The 14,287-nt window shown below is 70.7% G+C and carries 14 protein-coding genes; 9 read left to right on the top strand and 5 right to left on the bottom strand.

Annotation, left to right across the window (positions count from 1 at the left end):
* Positions 1–18 precede the first annotated feature (18 nt).
* Both ABH936_RS06150 and ABH936_RS06145 read right to left on the bottom strand, forming a co-directional pair.
* On the bottom strand, positions 19–2,130 hold the full coding sequence (locus tag ABH936_RS06150; protein ID WP_404602842.1) for a RecQ family ATP-dependent DNA helicase: 2,112 nt from the start codon (positions 2,128–2,130) through the stop codon (positions 19–21).
* Between the two features lie 48 nt (positions 2,131–2,178).
* On the bottom strand, positions 2,179–2,961 hold the full coding sequence (locus ABH936_RS06145) for a 1-acyl-sn-glycerol-3-phosphate acyltransferase (RefSeq protein WP_115296223.1): 783 nt from the start codon (positions 2,959–2,961) through the stop codon (positions 2,179–2,181).
* A gap of 32 nt (positions 2,962–2,993) precedes the next feature.
* On the opposite strand from ABH936_RS06145, the gene ABH936_RS06140 reads away from it, so the two are divergent.
* From ABH936_RS06140 to ABH936_RS06130, 3 genes are read left to right on the top strand one after another with little or no spacing between them, the layout of a single operon-like run.
* The gene (locus ABH936_RS06140) at positions 2,994–3,782 is read left to right on the top strand and encodes a HipA family kinase (protein ID WP_006945433.1); all 789 of its coding nucleotides are present in this window, start codon (positions 2,994–2,996) and stop codon (positions 3,780–3,782) included.
* On the top strand, positions 3,779–4,156 hold the full coding sequence (locus ABH936_RS06135) for a DUF3037 domain-containing protein (protein WP_074045314.1): 378 nt from the start codon (positions 3,779–3,781) through the stop codon (positions 4,154–4,156). The genes ABH936_RS06140 and ABH936_RS06135 overlap by 4 nt, the downstream gene beginning before the upstream one ends.
* A gap of 55 nt (positions 4,157–4,211) precedes the next feature.
* Positions 4,212–4,754: a YbhB/YbcL family Raf kinase inhibitor-like protein gene (locus ABH936_RS06130; protein WP_136788376.1), complete on the top strand. Its 543-nt coding sequence runs from the start codon at positions 4,212–4,214 to the stop codon at positions 4,752–4,754.
* Between the two features lie 101 nt (positions 4,755–4,855).
* On the opposite strand, the gene ABH936_RS06125 is transcribed toward ABH936_RS06130, so the two are convergent.
* Together ABH936_RS06125 and ABH936_RS06120 are read right to left on the bottom strand one after the other, a co-directional pair.
* Positions 4,856–5,662, bottom strand: a complete 807-nt coding sequence (locus ABH936_RS06125; RefSeq protein ID WP_404602841.1) for a TrmH family RNA methyltransferase — start codon at positions 5,660–5,662, stop codon at positions 4,856–4,858.
* Positions 5,663–5,668: 6 nt separating this feature from the next.
* Entirely contained in the window at positions 5,669–6,457 is a 789-nt protein-coding gene (locus ABH936_RS06120; protein ID WP_074039322.1) for an ABC transporter ATP-binding protein, read from the bottom strand.
* 173 nt (positions 6,458–6,630) lie between these two features.
* On the opposite strand from ABH936_RS06120, the gene ABH936_RS06115 reads away from it, so the two are divergent.
* The 3 genes from ABH936_RS06115 to ABH936_RS06105 are packed head-to-tail and all read left to right on the top strand — an operon-like array spanning position 6,631 to position 9,402.
* Entirely contained in the window at positions 6,631–7,272 is a 642-nt protein-coding gene (locus ABH936_RS06115; RefSeq protein WP_241724510.1) for a GntR family transcriptional regulator, read from the top strand.
* A 56-nt stretch (positions 7,273–7,328) separates the two neighbouring features.
* Positions 7,329–8,615: an MFS transporter gene (locus ABH936_RS06110; protein ID WP_404602840.1), complete on the top strand. Its 1,287-nt coding sequence runs from the start codon at positions 7,329–7,331 to the stop codon at positions 8,613–8,615.
* 25 nt (positions 8,616–8,640) lie between these two features.
* Positions 8,641–9,402, top strand: coding sequence for a hypothetical protein (locus ABH936_RS06105; RefSeq protein ID WP_259877798.1), 762 nt, complete (start codon positions 8,641–8,643; stop codon positions 9,400–9,402).
* Between the two features lie 64 nt (positions 9,403–9,466).
* Here the strand turns inward: ABH936_RS06105 and glgA are convergent, their stop codons facing one another.
* A complete protein-coding gene (gene glgA, locus ABH936_RS06100; protein ID WP_404602839.1) occupies positions 9,467–10,678 on the bottom strand; it encodes a glycogen synthase in 1,212 nt (403 codons plus the stop codon).
* Between the two features lie 63 nt (positions 10,679–10,741).
* Here glgA and glgC point away from each other — a divergent pair, with 63 nt between their 5' ends.
* The 3 genes from glgC to ABH936_RS06085 all read left to right on the top strand — a co-directional run bounded on the left by glgC (position 10,742) and on the right by ABH936_RS06085 (position 14,274).
* On the top strand, positions 10,742–11,995 hold the full coding sequence (glgC, locus tag ABH936_RS06095) for a glucose-1-phosphate adenylyltransferase (RefSeq protein WP_404602838.1): 1,254 nt from the start codon (positions 10,742–10,744) through the stop codon (positions 11,993–11,995).
* A 106-nt stretch (positions 11,996–12,101) separates the two neighbouring features.
* The gene (serB, locus tag ABH936_RS06090; RefSeq protein ID WP_404602837.1) at positions 12,102–13,373 is read left to right on the top strand and encodes a phosphoserine phosphatase SerB; all 1,272 of its coding nucleotides are present in this window, start codon (positions 12,102–12,104) and stop codon (positions 13,371–13,373) included.
* Between the two features lie 10 nt (positions 13,374–13,383).
* A complete protein-coding gene (locus ABH936_RS06085) occupies positions 13,384–14,274 on the top strand; it encodes a cyanophycinase (RefSeq protein ID WP_404602836.1) in 891 nt (296 codons plus the stop codon).
* Positions 14,275–14,287: the final 13 nt, after the last annotated feature.

Raw genomic sequence — 14,287 nt, 5'->3', positions numbered from 1 at the left:
TAGGCCCCGGGCAGGAGGTCATCCGACGCTTCGGTGGACGAGCAGCGGCAGGACGCAGACGGCGCCCGCCTCGCGTAGCGCGGCCGCGGCGACGGTGGGCTCCCACGTCGTCGACGAGGTGTCGACGACGAGCAGGACGCTCGCTCCCGCGACCTGCGGAGCGCTCCCGGCGAGGGCCTCGCGCCACGCGGCGGCCACCTCGGCGCCCGAGGCATCGCCGACGTTGGGCGGCACGACGTTCCACGTCGTGTGCGGCAGCTTGCCCGCGGTGCCGAGGTGCGCGGCCAGCGACTCGACCCGGGCGGTGCTGACCTCGCCCGAGCCGACCCGCGTCGGCAGCGCGACGATGCATGAGGGGCGCTGGCGCCACGTCTTCGACCAGGCCGCGAGCACGCGCACCGCGGATTCCTGCAGCGCCTGCGACGCCTCCTGCGTGCCCTGGGCGCGCCGATCCTCTCGCCGCTCGTCCTCCCACTCGGCTGCGTCGGCGTGGATGAGCACCCGCCCGGGGTCGGCGGCGAGGTTCGCGGGGATGCGCCCGCGGGTGCCGAACGCGCCACCGGGCCACATCTTCCGCGGTTCGAGGGTGATGGTCTCGGCGCGCAGCACCGCCGCGATGCGTTCGAGCGTCGCGGGGTCGATGTCCGTCGTCAGCGGCTCGGGCAGGTGGCCCAGGCAGACCGAGCACTGGCCGCAGTCGGCGGCCTCGGGGTCGTCGAGGGCCGTGCGCAGAAGCTTCATGAGGCACTGGGCGCCGGCGATGTAGCGGCGCATGATGTCGGCCTCGCGCTCCCGCGTCGCGATGACGCCCGCGTAGTGCTCCTCGTCGAAGCTCCACTCGACGCCGGTGGCGCGCCAGCCGTCGGGGGTGCGCTCGACGACGCCGTCGACGGCGAGTTGCTTGAGCAGCAGCTCGACCCGGTTGCGTCGCAGGCCCGTCTCCGCGTCGAGGGCCACGACGCTCATCGGCTCGGCCGCGGCCTGCAGTGCGGTCAGGAGCGTCGCGACCTGCTCCTTCTTCGGGATCGTCGCCGTCGCGAAGTACTCCCAGATGTTCTCGTCGCCCGCGGCGGGCAGCAGCGCGACGACGGCCGAGTCGATGGCACGGCCCGCACGCCCGATGTGCTGGTAGTACGACACCGGTGACGCCGGCGCGCCGAGGTGGACGACGAAACCGAGGTCGGGCTTGTCGTAGCCCATCCCGAGCGCTGACGTCGCGATGAGCGCCTTGACACGGTTGTGGCGCAGATCGTCCTCGAGCTGTTCTCGCTGAGCGGCCTCGAGCTGACCGGTGTACGCAGCGACAGGCAGCTCGTCACCGTGCGCGGCCGTCACAGCCGCCGCGAGACGTTCGGCGTCCGCGACCGTCAGGGTGTAGACGATGCCACTGCCCGGCAGTGACGCGAGATGGTCGACGACCCACGCGTAGCGCTGCAACGCCGTCATCTCCGGCAGCACCGCGAGGTGCAGCGACGAGCGGGCGAGAGGCCCCCGCAGCACGAGGGAGGCCTCCCCCAGCTGCTGCGCCAGATCCTCGGTGACGCGCTCGTTGGCCGTCGCCGTCGTCGCGAGCACGGGTGTCGCCGGGTTGAGCGTCGTCAGGACGTCGGCGACGCGGCGGTAGTCGGGGCGGAAGTCGTGCCCCCAGTCGGACAGGGCGTGCGCTTCGTCGATGACGAGCAGCCCCAGATCACCCGCGAGCGAACGCATGACGCGTTCACCGAACGTCGGGTTCGCGAGCCGCTCGGGCGAGACGAGCAGCACGTCGAGCTGTCCGGCCGTCACGGCCTGCTCGATGGCGCCCCAGGCGTCGAGGTTGCCGGAATGGATCGCAGCGGCCCGCAACCCCGCACGCTCGGCCGCGGCCACCTGGTCGCGCATGAGGCTGAGCAGCGGCGAGACGACCAGCGTCGGGCCCGCGCCGCGGCTGCGGGCGATCGCCGTCGCCACCCAGTAGACGGCCGACTTGCCCCACCCCGTCGCCTGGACGACGACGACGCGCGCGCCCGGCCGACCGAGCGCCTCGACCGCGACGCGCTGATCGTCGCGCAGGCGGGCGTCCGGCCCGGCCAGGGCGTGCAGCACGGAGGAGGCGACGGCGTCGAAGCCGGTGTCCTGTTCAGCGTTCATGGGACGAACTGTGGCACGAGACACCGACAACCCCAGAACGACGCGGATTCAGCCCTGCGACGAGGACGCAGCCGCAGCCTTCTCGGCACGCTTGCGACGCCGCTCGGCGGCGATGCGGGCGTCGTCGGCCTCGGCCTCCTCGAGCGTCGGCGCGGTGCCACCCATGGAGGCGGGCAGGAACTCGAGGTCGGCGCCGCTCAGCGTCGGGTAATTCGCGCGTGCCGCGTCGAGCAGCTTCTGCATCGCGTCCTTGACGCGCTGCGTGTTCTCCTCGGGGCTGAGCGTCTCGTCGTACGTCATCGGCTCACCGACGGCGACGGTGATCGGCGTGTTCGTGCGCCCGAGACGCTTCGGCTTGCCCTTCGTCCACACACGCTGCGAACCCCACAGGATCATCGGCACGATCGGCACCCCGGCCTCCTGCGCCATGCGCACGCCGCCGGTCTTGAAGGACTTGAGCTCGAATGAGCGGGAGATCGTCTCCTCCGGGAAGATGCCGACGAGCTCGCCGCGCTTCAGGGCAGCGACGGCGTCGCGGTAGCTCTGCGCGCCGTTGCCGCGCTCGACGGCGATGTGCTTCATGCCGCGCATGAGCGGGCCCGAGATCTTGTGGTCGAAGACCTCCTTCTTCGCCATGAATCGGATGACGCGGCGCTGCTTGATCGCCGGGAAGCCCGCGTACGTGAAGTCCATGTACGACAAGTGGTTCATCATGACGACGGCGCCACCGGTGCGCGGCAGGTTCTCGGAGCCGACGAGGGTGAACTTGAGCCCCTGCGCGGCGAAGAGGCTGCGCGCAATGGCGAGAACGGGAGGGTAGACGAGTTCCATGTCCACCAGCCTAATCCCGCTAGGCTGACGCGGTGCTGCAACAGATCGAGGCGACGCGCTTCGTCGTCCCCCTGCGTGAGGGCGGCTCGCTGCCCGGCGTCGTCGAGGGTTCCGACCTCGGCACGTGGGTCGTCAAGTTCCGCGGAGCCGGCCAGGGGCTCAAGGTGCTCGTCGCCGAGGTCGTCGTCGGCGAACTCGCCCGTGCGCTCGGCCTGCGGGTGCCCGAGCTCGAGCTCGTCGAGCTGCCGGAGGCCATCGCGAAGTACGAGGCCGACGAGGAGGTGCAAGATCTGCTGACGGCGAGCGTCGGGCTCAACCTCGGCGTCGACCTGCTGCCGGGCGCCTTCGCCTATGACGGCTCCATCCCGCCGCCCGCCGACGAGGCCGCCACGATCCTGTGGCTCGATGCGTTCACCGCGAACATCGACCGGACCCCGCACAACCCGAACCTCGTGCGCTGGCACGGGCAGACGTGGTGCATCGACCACGGTGCGGCGCTGTACTTCCACTACTCGTGGCCGTCGAAGGGCTCCCACCCGGAGCGTTTCGCGGCGCAGCGCTTCGATCTGGGCTCCCACATCATGGCCGGGGTGGTCGACCCCTCGCCCGCGGCCGCAGCGGCCGCACACGAGCGTCTTGCTGCGCTCGTCACCCCTGGCCTGTTGCGCGAGATCCTGACGCTCGTGCCCGACGAATGGCTCGAGACGAGTGAGTCGATGCCGCACGCCGACGACGTGCGCGCCGCCTACGTCGAGAACCTGCTCGCGCGCCTCGCCGCCCCGCAAGCATGGTCGCCGGCGTTCGCGGGTGAGATGCGATGAGCGTCGGCTACCAGTACGTCGTGCTGCGTCTCGTGCCGTCGATCGAGCGCGAGGAGTTCCTCAACGTCGGCGTCGCGCTCTACGCGCAGATGGCCGATTTCCTCGACGCCCGTTTCCACCTCGACGCGACCCGCCTCGCCGCCTTCGCTCCGACGCTCGCCGCCGCAGACGTCGAGCAGTCGCTCGCCTCGCTGTGCGCCGACGTGCGCGGCGAGCCGTGCCCCGGGCGCCCTGACCTGCCGAAGCTGGGGCAACGCTTCGGCTGGATCAGCGCGCCGCGTTCGACGATCGTCCAGCCGGGCCCGATGCACGGCGGGGTCAGCAACGACCCGGGCGCCACCCTCGAACGTCTCGTCGACCGGCTCGTGCGCTGAGCTGGCTCAGGCCCATACCCGCTCAATCCTGGGGCGCGGTCGGTAGGGTCGAACCATGAGCATCGAACGAACCACTGCGCCCAACCCCTACGACCACCTGCCGGTGTTCCCGGCCCTCACCGTCACGAGCACGAGCTTCAGCGACGGCGGCGACCTCACCGAGACGTATGTCTACGACGGCTGGGGCGTGAACGGGCAGAACGTCTCGCCGCAGCTGTCGTGGAGCGGTGCGCCGGAGACGACGACGTCGTACGTCGTCACCTGCTTCGACCCGGACGCGCCGACCCCGTCGGGCTTCTGGCACTGGGCGATCGCAGGCATCCCGGCGGACGTCACCGAACTCGCCGAAGGCGCCGGATCGGGTGACGCCGCGTTGCCCGAGGGCGCCTTCCACGTCGCCGGTGATGGCGGCGTCAAGGGCTGGATGGGGCCGTGCCCGCCCGAAGGTGACGGCAAGCACCGATACATGTTCGCGGTCCACGCGATCGAGGGTGACCCTCTCGCGATCGACGACTCGGTCACGCCCGCCGTCCTCAGCTTCAACGCCGTCTTCCAGACCGTCGCACGCGGCGTCACGACGGGCCTCTACGGTCACTGATCGTCCCGGCCACTGATCTCAGCGGCTGCCAGCCGACACAGCACGAGGCCCCGATGACCACGAGTGGATGCTCGTCGACGTCGGGGCCTCGGCGCGCCCCGTCACATGCGTAGCGTGTACATCGCGACGGCGCTGGCGGCCGCGACGTTGAGCGAGTCGACGCCGCCTGTCATCGGGATGCGGACGGTGACGTCGCACGCGGCGACCGTTCGCGTTCCGAGGCCGTCGCCCTCGGTGCCCATGACGAGCGCGAGGCGTTCGGGCTCACGCGCCGCGAGTTCGTCAAGCGTTACGGAATCGCCAGCCAGCGCCATCGCGGCGACCGTCCATCCGGCCTCCTGAAGTCGCGTCACCGAGCCGGGCCACGGGTCGATGCGCGTCCACGGCACCTGGAACACGGTGCCCATCGACACGCGCACCGAGCGGCGGTACAGCGGATCTGCGCAGCGCGGGGTGACGAGGACGGCGTCGACGCCGAGCGCCGCGGCCGATCGGAAGATGGCACCGACGTTCGTGTGATCGACGATGTCCTCGAGCACGACGACGCGCCGCGCGTCACGCAGCAGTTCTTCGGGCGAGGCCAGCGCGGGGCGGTTCATCGACGCGAGAGCCCCGCGGTGCAGATGGAAACCCGTCATCGACTCAATGACGTCGGCCTCCCCCACGTACACGGGGACGTCGGCGGCCTCGGCGTCCGCGACGATGTCGGCGAGGTCGTCGAGCCAGCGCTGGCCCATGAGGAAGCTGCGGGGACGGTCGCCGCGCGCGAGGGCGCGGCGGATGACCTTCTCGCTCTCGGCGATGTAGAGGCCGCGCTCGGTTTCGAGCTTCTTGCGCAGCGCGACGTCGGTGAGGCGGAAGTAGTCGGCGACGCGGTCGTCGTCGGGTGAGGTGATGCGGATCGGCACCGGCGATCAGGCCTGCGCGGCGCGGGCGCTCCAGCGCTCACCGTGACGATCGAGCTCGAGCGCGAGACCGAACGTCTCCGAGAGGTTCTCGGCCGTCAGTGTCGACTCGATCGGGCCGGCGGCGACGACGCGGCCCTCGCGCAGCATGAGGATGTCGGTGAAGCCCGGCGGGATCTCCTCGACGTGGTGGGTGACGAGCACGAGCGCCGGTGCGTCGACGTCCTCGGCGAGCGCGGTGAGGCGCTGCACGAGGTCTTCGCGGGCACCGAGGTCGAGCCCGGCAGCGGGCTCGTCGAGCAGCATGAGCTCGGGGTCGGTCATGAGGGCGCGGGCGATGAGGACGCGCTTGCGCTCCCCCTCGCTCAGCGTGCCGAAGCGACGCTCGGCGAGGTGCGCGGCGCCGAGGTCGTCGAGCAGCTCGCGTGCGCGTTCGTGGTCGAAGCTGTCGTACTTCTCACGCCAGCGTCCCACCATGCCGTAGCTCGCGGTGACGACGACGTCGGAGACCTTCTCACCGGCGGGGATGCGCTCGGCGAGGGCCGCCGTCGCGAGGCCGATGCGGGGGCGAAGCTCGAACACGTCGACGGCGCCGAGCACTTCGCCGAGGATGCCGGCGACGCCCGTCGAGGGATGCATGCGACCGGCGGCGACGTTGAGCAGTGTCGACTTGCCGGCGCCGTTGGGGCCGACGACGACCCAGCGCTCGCCTTCCTCCACCTCCCACGAGACGTCGTCGAGCAGCTTCTGCGCGCCGCGCGTGACACCGATCCCGGAGAAGGACAACACATCGCTCATACCCGTGACCCTACTGACTCGACGGGGTCGAATGCCACGCGACACGGCACGGATGACGTCGTGGACGCGCCTGGCGTCCAACCGACACGGGTGTAAGCTACAACTTGTATCTATGTTGCGTCGAACGCCTAGCACCGTGGGCGGCAGACCGACCACCCGAACGAGGAGCGAGCATGAGCGAGCCGAAGATCTCCGCGGCCGACGCGGTCTACCGCGAGGTGAAGGGCCGCATCCTCGACGGCTCGATCGCCGGTGGCGCCCTCATCAGCGAGGGCGAGATCTCGGAACTGCTCGAGGTCTCCCGCACCCCCGTGCGCGAGGCGTTCGTCCGGCTGCAGGCCGAGGGGTGGATGACGCTGTACCCCAAGCGCGGCGCCCTCGTGCGCGCAGTCGAACCGCGCGAGGTGCGTGACGTCGTCGAGGCGCGCATCGCGGTGGAGTCGCGTGCGGCGCGCAGCGTCGTCGAGGCGCAGGAGCACCGCGACGTCGCCATCGATCTCGGCGAGATCCTGCGCCGTCAGCGCCAGAGCCTCGAAACCGGCGACCACGACGACTTCACCGAGACCGACTGCGTCTTCCACACCCACCTCGTCGCCGCCGGCGGCAACGCCATCCTCACCGAGTTCTACGAGCGTCTCGGCGAACGTCAGCGCCGCATGGCCGCGCGCATCCTGTGGAAGGACGACCGCCGATGCCGCGACGTCCTCACCGCCCACGCCCGCCTCGTCGACCTCGTCGCCGCGGGCGACGCGACCGGTTTCGAGCAGGAGCTGACGGCGCACCTGCACCACTCCTACGACGGACTGCTCCCCTGAGCCTTCCGACCGCCCGAGTTCACCCCACTCACCCACACCCGACGAAAGGCCCCCGCGTGTCACTCGACACCCCGACCCGCACCACCAGCCACGAACGCGTCACGACGAGCGTCGACACCCCCGAGCACGCCGGCGCCGGGGGCGCGCGTGCCCCCTGGCTGCCGGTCGGGGCGGCGATGTTCACCGTCGCGTGGGGTGGCAACCAGTTCACGCCGCTGCTCGGGCTCTACCGTGACATCGACGCGCTCTCGACGGGCGCCGTCGACCTGCTGCTCGGTGCGTACGTCCTCGGCATCATGCCCGCGCTGCTGCTCGGCGGGCCGGCCTCGGACCGCTGGGGCCGTCGCCCGCTCATGCTGCCCGCGCCGATCCTCGCGATCATCGCGTCGGTGCTGCTCGCCGTCGGCTCCGGCTCGCCGGCCGTGCTCTTCGTCGGCCGCATCTTCTCCGGCCTGGCGCTCGGGCTCGCGATGGTCGTCGGCGGCTCGTGGATCAAAGAGCTGTCGAGCCCCCCGTTCGACGCCGAGGCCGACGCCGCCGCGGGCGCGCGTCGCGCGTCCATCAGCCTGACGGCCGGCTTCGCGCTCGGCGCCGCCACCGCCGCGGCGCTTGCCCAGTTCGCGCCGCTTCCCGCGGAGCTGTGCTACCTCGTCCACCTCGTCATCGCGGCGGCGAGCTTCGTGCTCCTGACGCGCGCCCCCGAGACGCATGCTGACCAAGAGATGCCGGGACGCTTTCTCGACGACCTGCGCGTGCCCGCTGCGGGCCACCGTCGCTTCCTGTTCGTCGTCCTGCCGATGGCGCCGTGGGTGTTCGGCTGCGCGGGATGCGCCTATGCCGTGCTGCCCGCCGTCATGGGTGATCGCACCGGCTCGTTCGGCATCGCCTTCTCGGGCCTGCTGTGCCTCGTCGCGCTCGGCTGCGGGCTGTTCATCCAGCAGGTCGGCAAGCGCTTCGACGACGTCAGCTCCGCGCGCGCCATCATCATCGCCCTGACGATGACGCTGCCCGGCCTCGGCATCGCCGCACTTGCAGCGCGCCTCGTCAGCCCGTGGCTCGCGCTCGTCGCGGCCGCCGTCCTCGGTCTCGCCTACGGCATGCTGCTCGTCTCCGGCCTGCAGGAGGTGCAGCGCATCGCCGGTCCCGAGGACCTCGCGGGACTGACGGCTGTCTACTATTCGATCACCTACCTCGGCTTCTTCGTGCCCGCCGGGCTCGCCGTCGTCAGCCACTGGCTGAGCTACCCCGTGATGTTCGTCGGTGGCGTCGTGCTCGCCGCGCTGAGCCTCGGCGTCGTCCTGATGTTCTCGCGCAAGCACCTTCCGTCGGCTCTGGCGCACTGACCCGACGCCACTAGGCTGGGCGATCGTGTACGAACTACCTGCCTCCGTGCGCCTGGCCCTGTGGGCCACGCACGCCATCGCCGCCGATCGCCCGCTCAGCGAGGCGATCGGCGCCGCGCTGCCCGACGTCGACGCCGTCGAGGGTGGCCTGCCGCGCCTCGAACTGTGGCGTGACCTCGGCGAACGCATCGTCTGCGTCGACCTGCCCCGCCCGGGCGTCCACGGCGGTTTGCTGCCGCCCGGCGGACCCGCGACGCAGGCTGCGATAGAAGCCGGAGAATGCCTGTTCGTGCCGTCGCTCGGCGGGGTTCTCGTGCCGCGGCTGGAGTATTACGGGCCGGCTGGTGACGAGGGCCTCAAGCTCACGCTCGAACCGCACGACAGCGACCCGGTTCCGATCCACCGCCTCGAGGCACTCGCCCTGGCCGACATCGACCGGCGCTTCCGCGAGGCGTTGCTGGCGCATGTCGGGGTGCTCGAATCCCTGCAGATCGCACCGTTCCTCGGCTCCTCGGCCCGCGAGCGCGTCGACGAACGCCTCGACGGCGCGCGCTGGGCGTTGCCACCGGGCCTGCACCCGCGAGCGCGGCGCATCATCACGACGGCCGGCCTCGTCGTCGCCGCCCTCGACGAGGCACTGACGACGAGCGGCGGCCTCGACGCGGGTAGCGTCGCAGTGCGCGAGCGCACGCTGCGCTCCCTGCTCGACGAGGCCGAACTCGCTCTCGCACAGGCCGCGACGGCGGCTGCGATCGGCCTCGCACACGACGCTGCCCGCCCTCGATGAGGACGGGCAGCGTTGATCGCGCGTTGCGGTGTGCTCAGAGCGGCGTGTCTCCGGCAATGACGTATCAGGCCGTACGGGAGCCTTCGAGCACCGTCGCGTAGACCTGCTGGGTGCGCTCGGCGATCGCGTCCCACCCGAAGTGCTCGACGGCGCGCTGACGCCCGGCTCGACCCCGTCGGCGGGCCTCTTCGACGTCGGAGGTCGCCTCGGTGAGGGCGCGCGCCAGATCGGCGACGAACGTATCGGGGTCGACGGGCGTACCGGTTCCGTCGTTCACCTGCTCGATCGGCACGAGCCAGCCCGTCTCGCCGTCGACGACGACCTCGGGGATGCCGCCGGTCGCGGTTGCGACGACGGCCGCTTCGCACGCCATCGCCTCGAGGTTCACGATGCCGAGGGGTTCGTACACCGACGGGCAGACGAACGTCGTGGCCTGCGACAGCAGCGCGACGACCTCCTCGCGCGGCAGCATGTCGGGAATCCACACGACGCCGTCGCGCTCGGCGCGCAGCTGGTCGATGAGGCCCTCGACCTCGGCGAGGATCTCGGGGGTGTCGGGCGCGCCCGCGCAGAACACGAGCTGCACGTTCGCAGGCACCTGACGCATCGCACGCAGCAGGAACGGCACGCCCTTCTGACGCGTGATGCGCCCGACGAACACGATGCTCGGGCGCTCGCGGTCGACCCCATGACGGCGCGCGATCTCGAGGGCGGCGTCGCTGTGGTCAGGCGCCCAGGCCTGTGCGTCGATGCCGTTGTGGACGACATGGACCTTCGCCGGGTCGAGCTGCGGGTAGCTCGCGAGGACGTCCTTGCGCATCCCCTCGGAGACGGCGATGACGGCGGCCGCGCCCTCGTAGGCGGTGCGTTCGATGAAGGAGGAGATCGCGTAGCCGCCGCCGAGCTGTTCGGCCTTCCATGGCCGCATCGGCTCGAGGCTGTGCGCGCTCACGACGTGCGGGATGCCGTGGAGCATCGAGGAGAGGTGGCCGGCGAAGTTGGCGTACCAGGTGTGCGAGTGCACGACGTCAGCGCCGGCGACGGCGGGCACCATCGTCAGGTCGACGCCGAGAGTCTTGAGGGCGCCGTTCGCGTCGGCGAGTTCGGGAAGGTCGGGAAAGCCCTGCGTGCCCGGCTCGTCGATCGGTTCGCCGAACGCGCGGACCTGGGTGTCGATTCCGCTGCTGCGCAGCGCCTTGACGAGCTCGGCCACGTGCACGCCGGCCCCGCCGTAGATGTTGGGCGGATATTCCTTGGTCAGGATGTCGACTCTCACCCCATGAACGTTATCCGCGCCGGGGGGTGTGAGGGAAGCCACGTCGGGGCATATTCTCGTCACATGCCAAACCGTGGAGGCCCCAAGATTCTGGCCATCGTCCTCGCCGGCGGCGAGGGCAAACGTCTCATGCCGCTGACGGCGGACCGGGCCAAGCCCGCCGTGCCGTTCGGTGGCATCTACCGCCTCATCGACTTCGCGCTGAGCAACCTCGTCAACTCGAACTACCTGCACATCGTCGTGCTGACGCAGTACAAGTCGCACAGCCTCGATCGTCACGTCACCACGACGTGGCGCATGAGCTCCCTGCTCGGCAACTACGTGACGCCGGTGCCCGCGCAGCAGCGTGTCGGCAAGAACTGGTACCTCGGTTCGGCCGACGCGATCTACCAGAGCCTCAACCTCATCCACGACGAGAAGCCCGACTACGTCGTCGTCGTCGGTGCCGACCACGTCTACCGCATGGACTTCGCCGACATGGTTGATGCGCACATCGCCTCGGGTGCGAAGGCGAGCGTCGCCGCGATCCGTCAGCCGATCTCGCTCGCCGACCAGTTCGGCGTCATCGACGTCGACCCGCAGAACCCGCCGCGCATCCGCGCCTTCCTCGAAAAGCCCACCGACCCGCAGGGGCTGCCGGACAGCCCCGACGAGGTGCTCGCCTCGATGGGCAACTACGTCTTCTCCACCGACGCGCTCATCGAGGCGGTCACACGTGATGCCGACCTGGAGGACAGCAAGCACGACATGGGCGGCGACATCATCCCCGCCTTCGTCGAGCGGGGTGAGGCGTTCGTCTACGACTTCAAGGACAACGAGATCCCCGGCGCGGAGGATCGCGACCGCGGGTACTGGCGCGACGTCGGCACGATCGACTCCTACTTCGACGCCCACATGGACCTCGTCTCGATCCACCCGATCTTCAACCTCTACAACGACCGCTGGCCGATCCACACGACGTCCGGCATGAGCCTGCCGCCCGCGAAGTTCGTCCATGGCAGCCACGGGCGCACCGGCACCGCCGTCGACTCGATCGTCTCCCCCGGCTGCATCATCTCCGGCGCGACGGTCAGCCACTCGGTGCTCTCGCCCAACGTCGTCGTGCGCTCGTTCAGCGACATCGACTCCTCGATCCTGCTCGACGGCGTCAAGGTCGGACGCTCGTGCATCGTGCGCCGCGCCATCATCGACAAGGACGTGACGCTGCCCGAGGGCACCCACATCGGCATCGACCACGACGCCGACCGCGCCCGCGGCTTCACCGTCACCGACTCCGGCATCGTCGTCGTCGGCAAGGGCACCGTCGTGACCCCCTGATCGAGCTACGCCCCTGGGGGTGAGGCCGATTCGCGCTCGCGCGCGGGTCGGCCTCACGTCGTGAACACCGGATGCGAGCGCGGCGCCTTCACGCTATGAATGAGGGGTGAACAACGACGCGCGCCGTACCGACCTGTTGGGCCTGACGTTCCAGGGCACCGACTCCCCCGGGCTGTTCCACGAGCTCACCGACGCGATGACGAAGTTCGGCGTCGAGATCGTCGACGTCGGCCAGGCCGTCCTCGGCGGTGGCATCACGCTGTCGTTCCTCGTCAGCGCAGCCGAACCCGACGAACTCGTCCTCGAGATGAGGCGCCTCGCCCGCCTGCGCTCGCTCGCCCTGACGCTCGCCGAGGGCATGAGCGACGACGTCGTGCGCCTGCCCGGACGCGCCGTCGTCACGCTGCTCGCACCGACGCTGCCCGCCGAGGCCCTCGCGGAGATCTCGGCCGAGGTCGTCCACCACGGCGGCAACATCGACCGCGTGCGCCGCCTCGCGCGCACGCCGGTCACCGCGATCGAGCTCGACGTCTCGGGCGTCGAGGTCGTCGAGCTGCGCCGCCGGGTGCTCGAGGCCTCGCACGAGACGGGGTGTGACGCGAGCGTCGCCGAGGCCGGGCTCGCGCGCCGTGGCCGCCGACTCGTCGTCCTCGACGTCGATTCGACGCTCATCCAGGACGAGGTCATCGAACTGCTCGCCGCCCGCGCGGGCCGCGAGGCCGAGGTGGCGGAGGTGACCGAGCGCGCCATGCGCGGCGAGATCGACTTCGCCGAATCGCTGCACGAGCGCGTCGAGGCCCTCGCGGGGCTGCCCGCGAGCGTGCTCGACGAGGTGCGCGCCGAGATCCGCCTCACGCCCGGCGCCCGCACGCTCGTGCGCACCCTCAAGCGGCTCGGCTTCACCGTCGGCGTCGTCTCCGGCGGCTTCATCGAGGTTGTCGCGCCGCTCGCCGCCTCCCTCGGCATCGACCACGCGCGCGCCAACACCCTTGAGATCGTCGACGGCGCCCTGACCGGGCGCGTCCTCGGCGACGTCGTCGACCGCGAGGGAAAGGCACGTGCGCTCGCCGCGTTCGCCGAGGCCGAGCACCTGCCGCTGGAGCGCACCGTGGCGATCGGCGACGGCGCCAACGACCTCGACATGCTCGCCCTCGCGGGCCTCGGCATCGCGTTCAACGCCAAGCCCGTCGTGCGGGCGCAGGCGGACGCCTCTGTCAACGTCCCATACCTCGACAGTGTCCTGTTCTTCCTCGGCATCAGCCGCGACGACATCGAGGAAGCCGACGACTTCGACGCGCTCGAGACGCCCGATGGTGCGACCGTCATGCTCGACGTGACGGACGTGGACGCCGCTGCGGCGACGCAGCGTGACGCCTAACATATGGCGCATGCCTGAACGTAGCGACCCCCGACGCTCCCTGCTCATCATCGGCGGCGCCGAGGACAAGATCGGCCGTGTGACCATCCTGCGCCGCTTCGTGCGCCTCGCCGGCGGCCGCAAGTCGAACATCGTCGTCATCCCGACGGCATCGTCGATGGCGGACGAGGTCATCGAGGTGTACTCGACCGTCTTCACACGCCTCGGCTGCCCGAGCGTGGGCAGCGTCGACCCGCAGTCGCGCGTCGACTCATCCTCAGAAGAACTCGCCGAGCGCATCGACGCCGCGAGCGGCATCTTCATCTCCGGCGGCAACCAGCTCAAGCTGAGCCAGCTCATCGTCGGCACGCCCCTCGGCAAGGCCATCCTGCGCGCCCACGAGCGCGGCGCCGTCATCGCCGGCACGAGCGCCGGCGCGTCGATCATGAGCCAGTTCATGATCTCGATGGGCGAGGAGGGCGTGACGCCCCGTCAGCGCGCGAGCCAGCTGACGCAGGGCCTCGGCCTCGTGCCGGGCGTCATCATCGACCAGCACTTCGACCAGCGCTCGCGTTACGGGCGCCTGCTCTCCCTCGTCGCCGGCTCACCGAGCCTGCTCGGCATGGGCATCGACGAGGACACCGCCGCGGAGATCACGAACGGACGGGAGATGACGATCATCGGCTCCGGCGCCGTATTCGTCGTCGACGCGCGCATGGCGCAGACGGACGCACACGAGGCACGCCGCGACGCGCCGCTGCTCGTCACCGGTGCCGTCGTGCACTCGCTGCCCTACGGGGCGACCTTCGACCTGGAGACGGCCACGCTGACCGAGTTCGTCGAACAGCACGCCGACGTAGCGGTCACCGCGGCGAAGGACCAGCACGACACCGCGACCGCTGCCGCCGCGCTGCGTCACTGATCGCGTCCACGTC

The sequence above is a fragment of the Dermacoccus sp. GAS27A genome, from assembly GCF_044909235.1.
Classification (GTDB): domain Bacteria; phylum Actinomycetota; class Actinomycetes; order Actinomycetales; family Dermatophilaceae; genus Dermacoccus; species Dermacoccus nishinomiyaensis.
Note: the sequence above shows the minus strand (reverse complement) of the source record. Positions and strands in the feature narration are given on the sequence as shown.

Coding starts and splice junctions, on each gene's coding strand:
- ABH936_RS06150 (WP_404602842.1), bottom strand. CDS start 2,130: ATGAACGCTGAACAGGACACCGGCTTCGACGCCGTCGCCTCCTCCGTG.
- ABH936_RS06130 (WP_136788376.1), top strand. CDS start 4,212: ATGAGCATCGAACGAACCACTGCGCCCAACCCCTACGACCACCTGCCG.
- ABH936_RS06135 (WP_074045314.1), top strand. CDS start 3,779: ATGAGCGTCGGCTACCAGTACGTCGTGCTGCGTCTCGTGCCGTCGATC.
- ABH936_RS06085 (WP_404602836.1), top strand. CDS start 13,384: ATGCCTGAACGTAGCGACCCCCGACGCTCCCTGCTCATCATCGGCGGC.
- ABH936_RS06120 (WP_074039322.1), bottom strand. CDS start 6,457: ATGAGCGATGTGTTGTCCTTCTCCGGGATCGGTGTCACGCGCGGCGCG.
- ABH936_RS06145 (WP_115296223.1), bottom strand. CDS start 2,961: ATGGAACTCGTCTACCCTCCCGTTCTCGCCATTGCGCGCAGCCTCTTC.
- glgC (WP_404602838.1), top strand. CDS start 10,742: ATGCCAAACCGTGGAGGCCCCAAGATTCTGGCCATCGTCCTCGCCGGC.
- ABH936_RS06115 (WP_241724510.1), top strand. CDS start 6,631: ATGAGCGAGCCGAAGATCTCCGCGGCCGACGCGGTCTACCGCGAGGTG.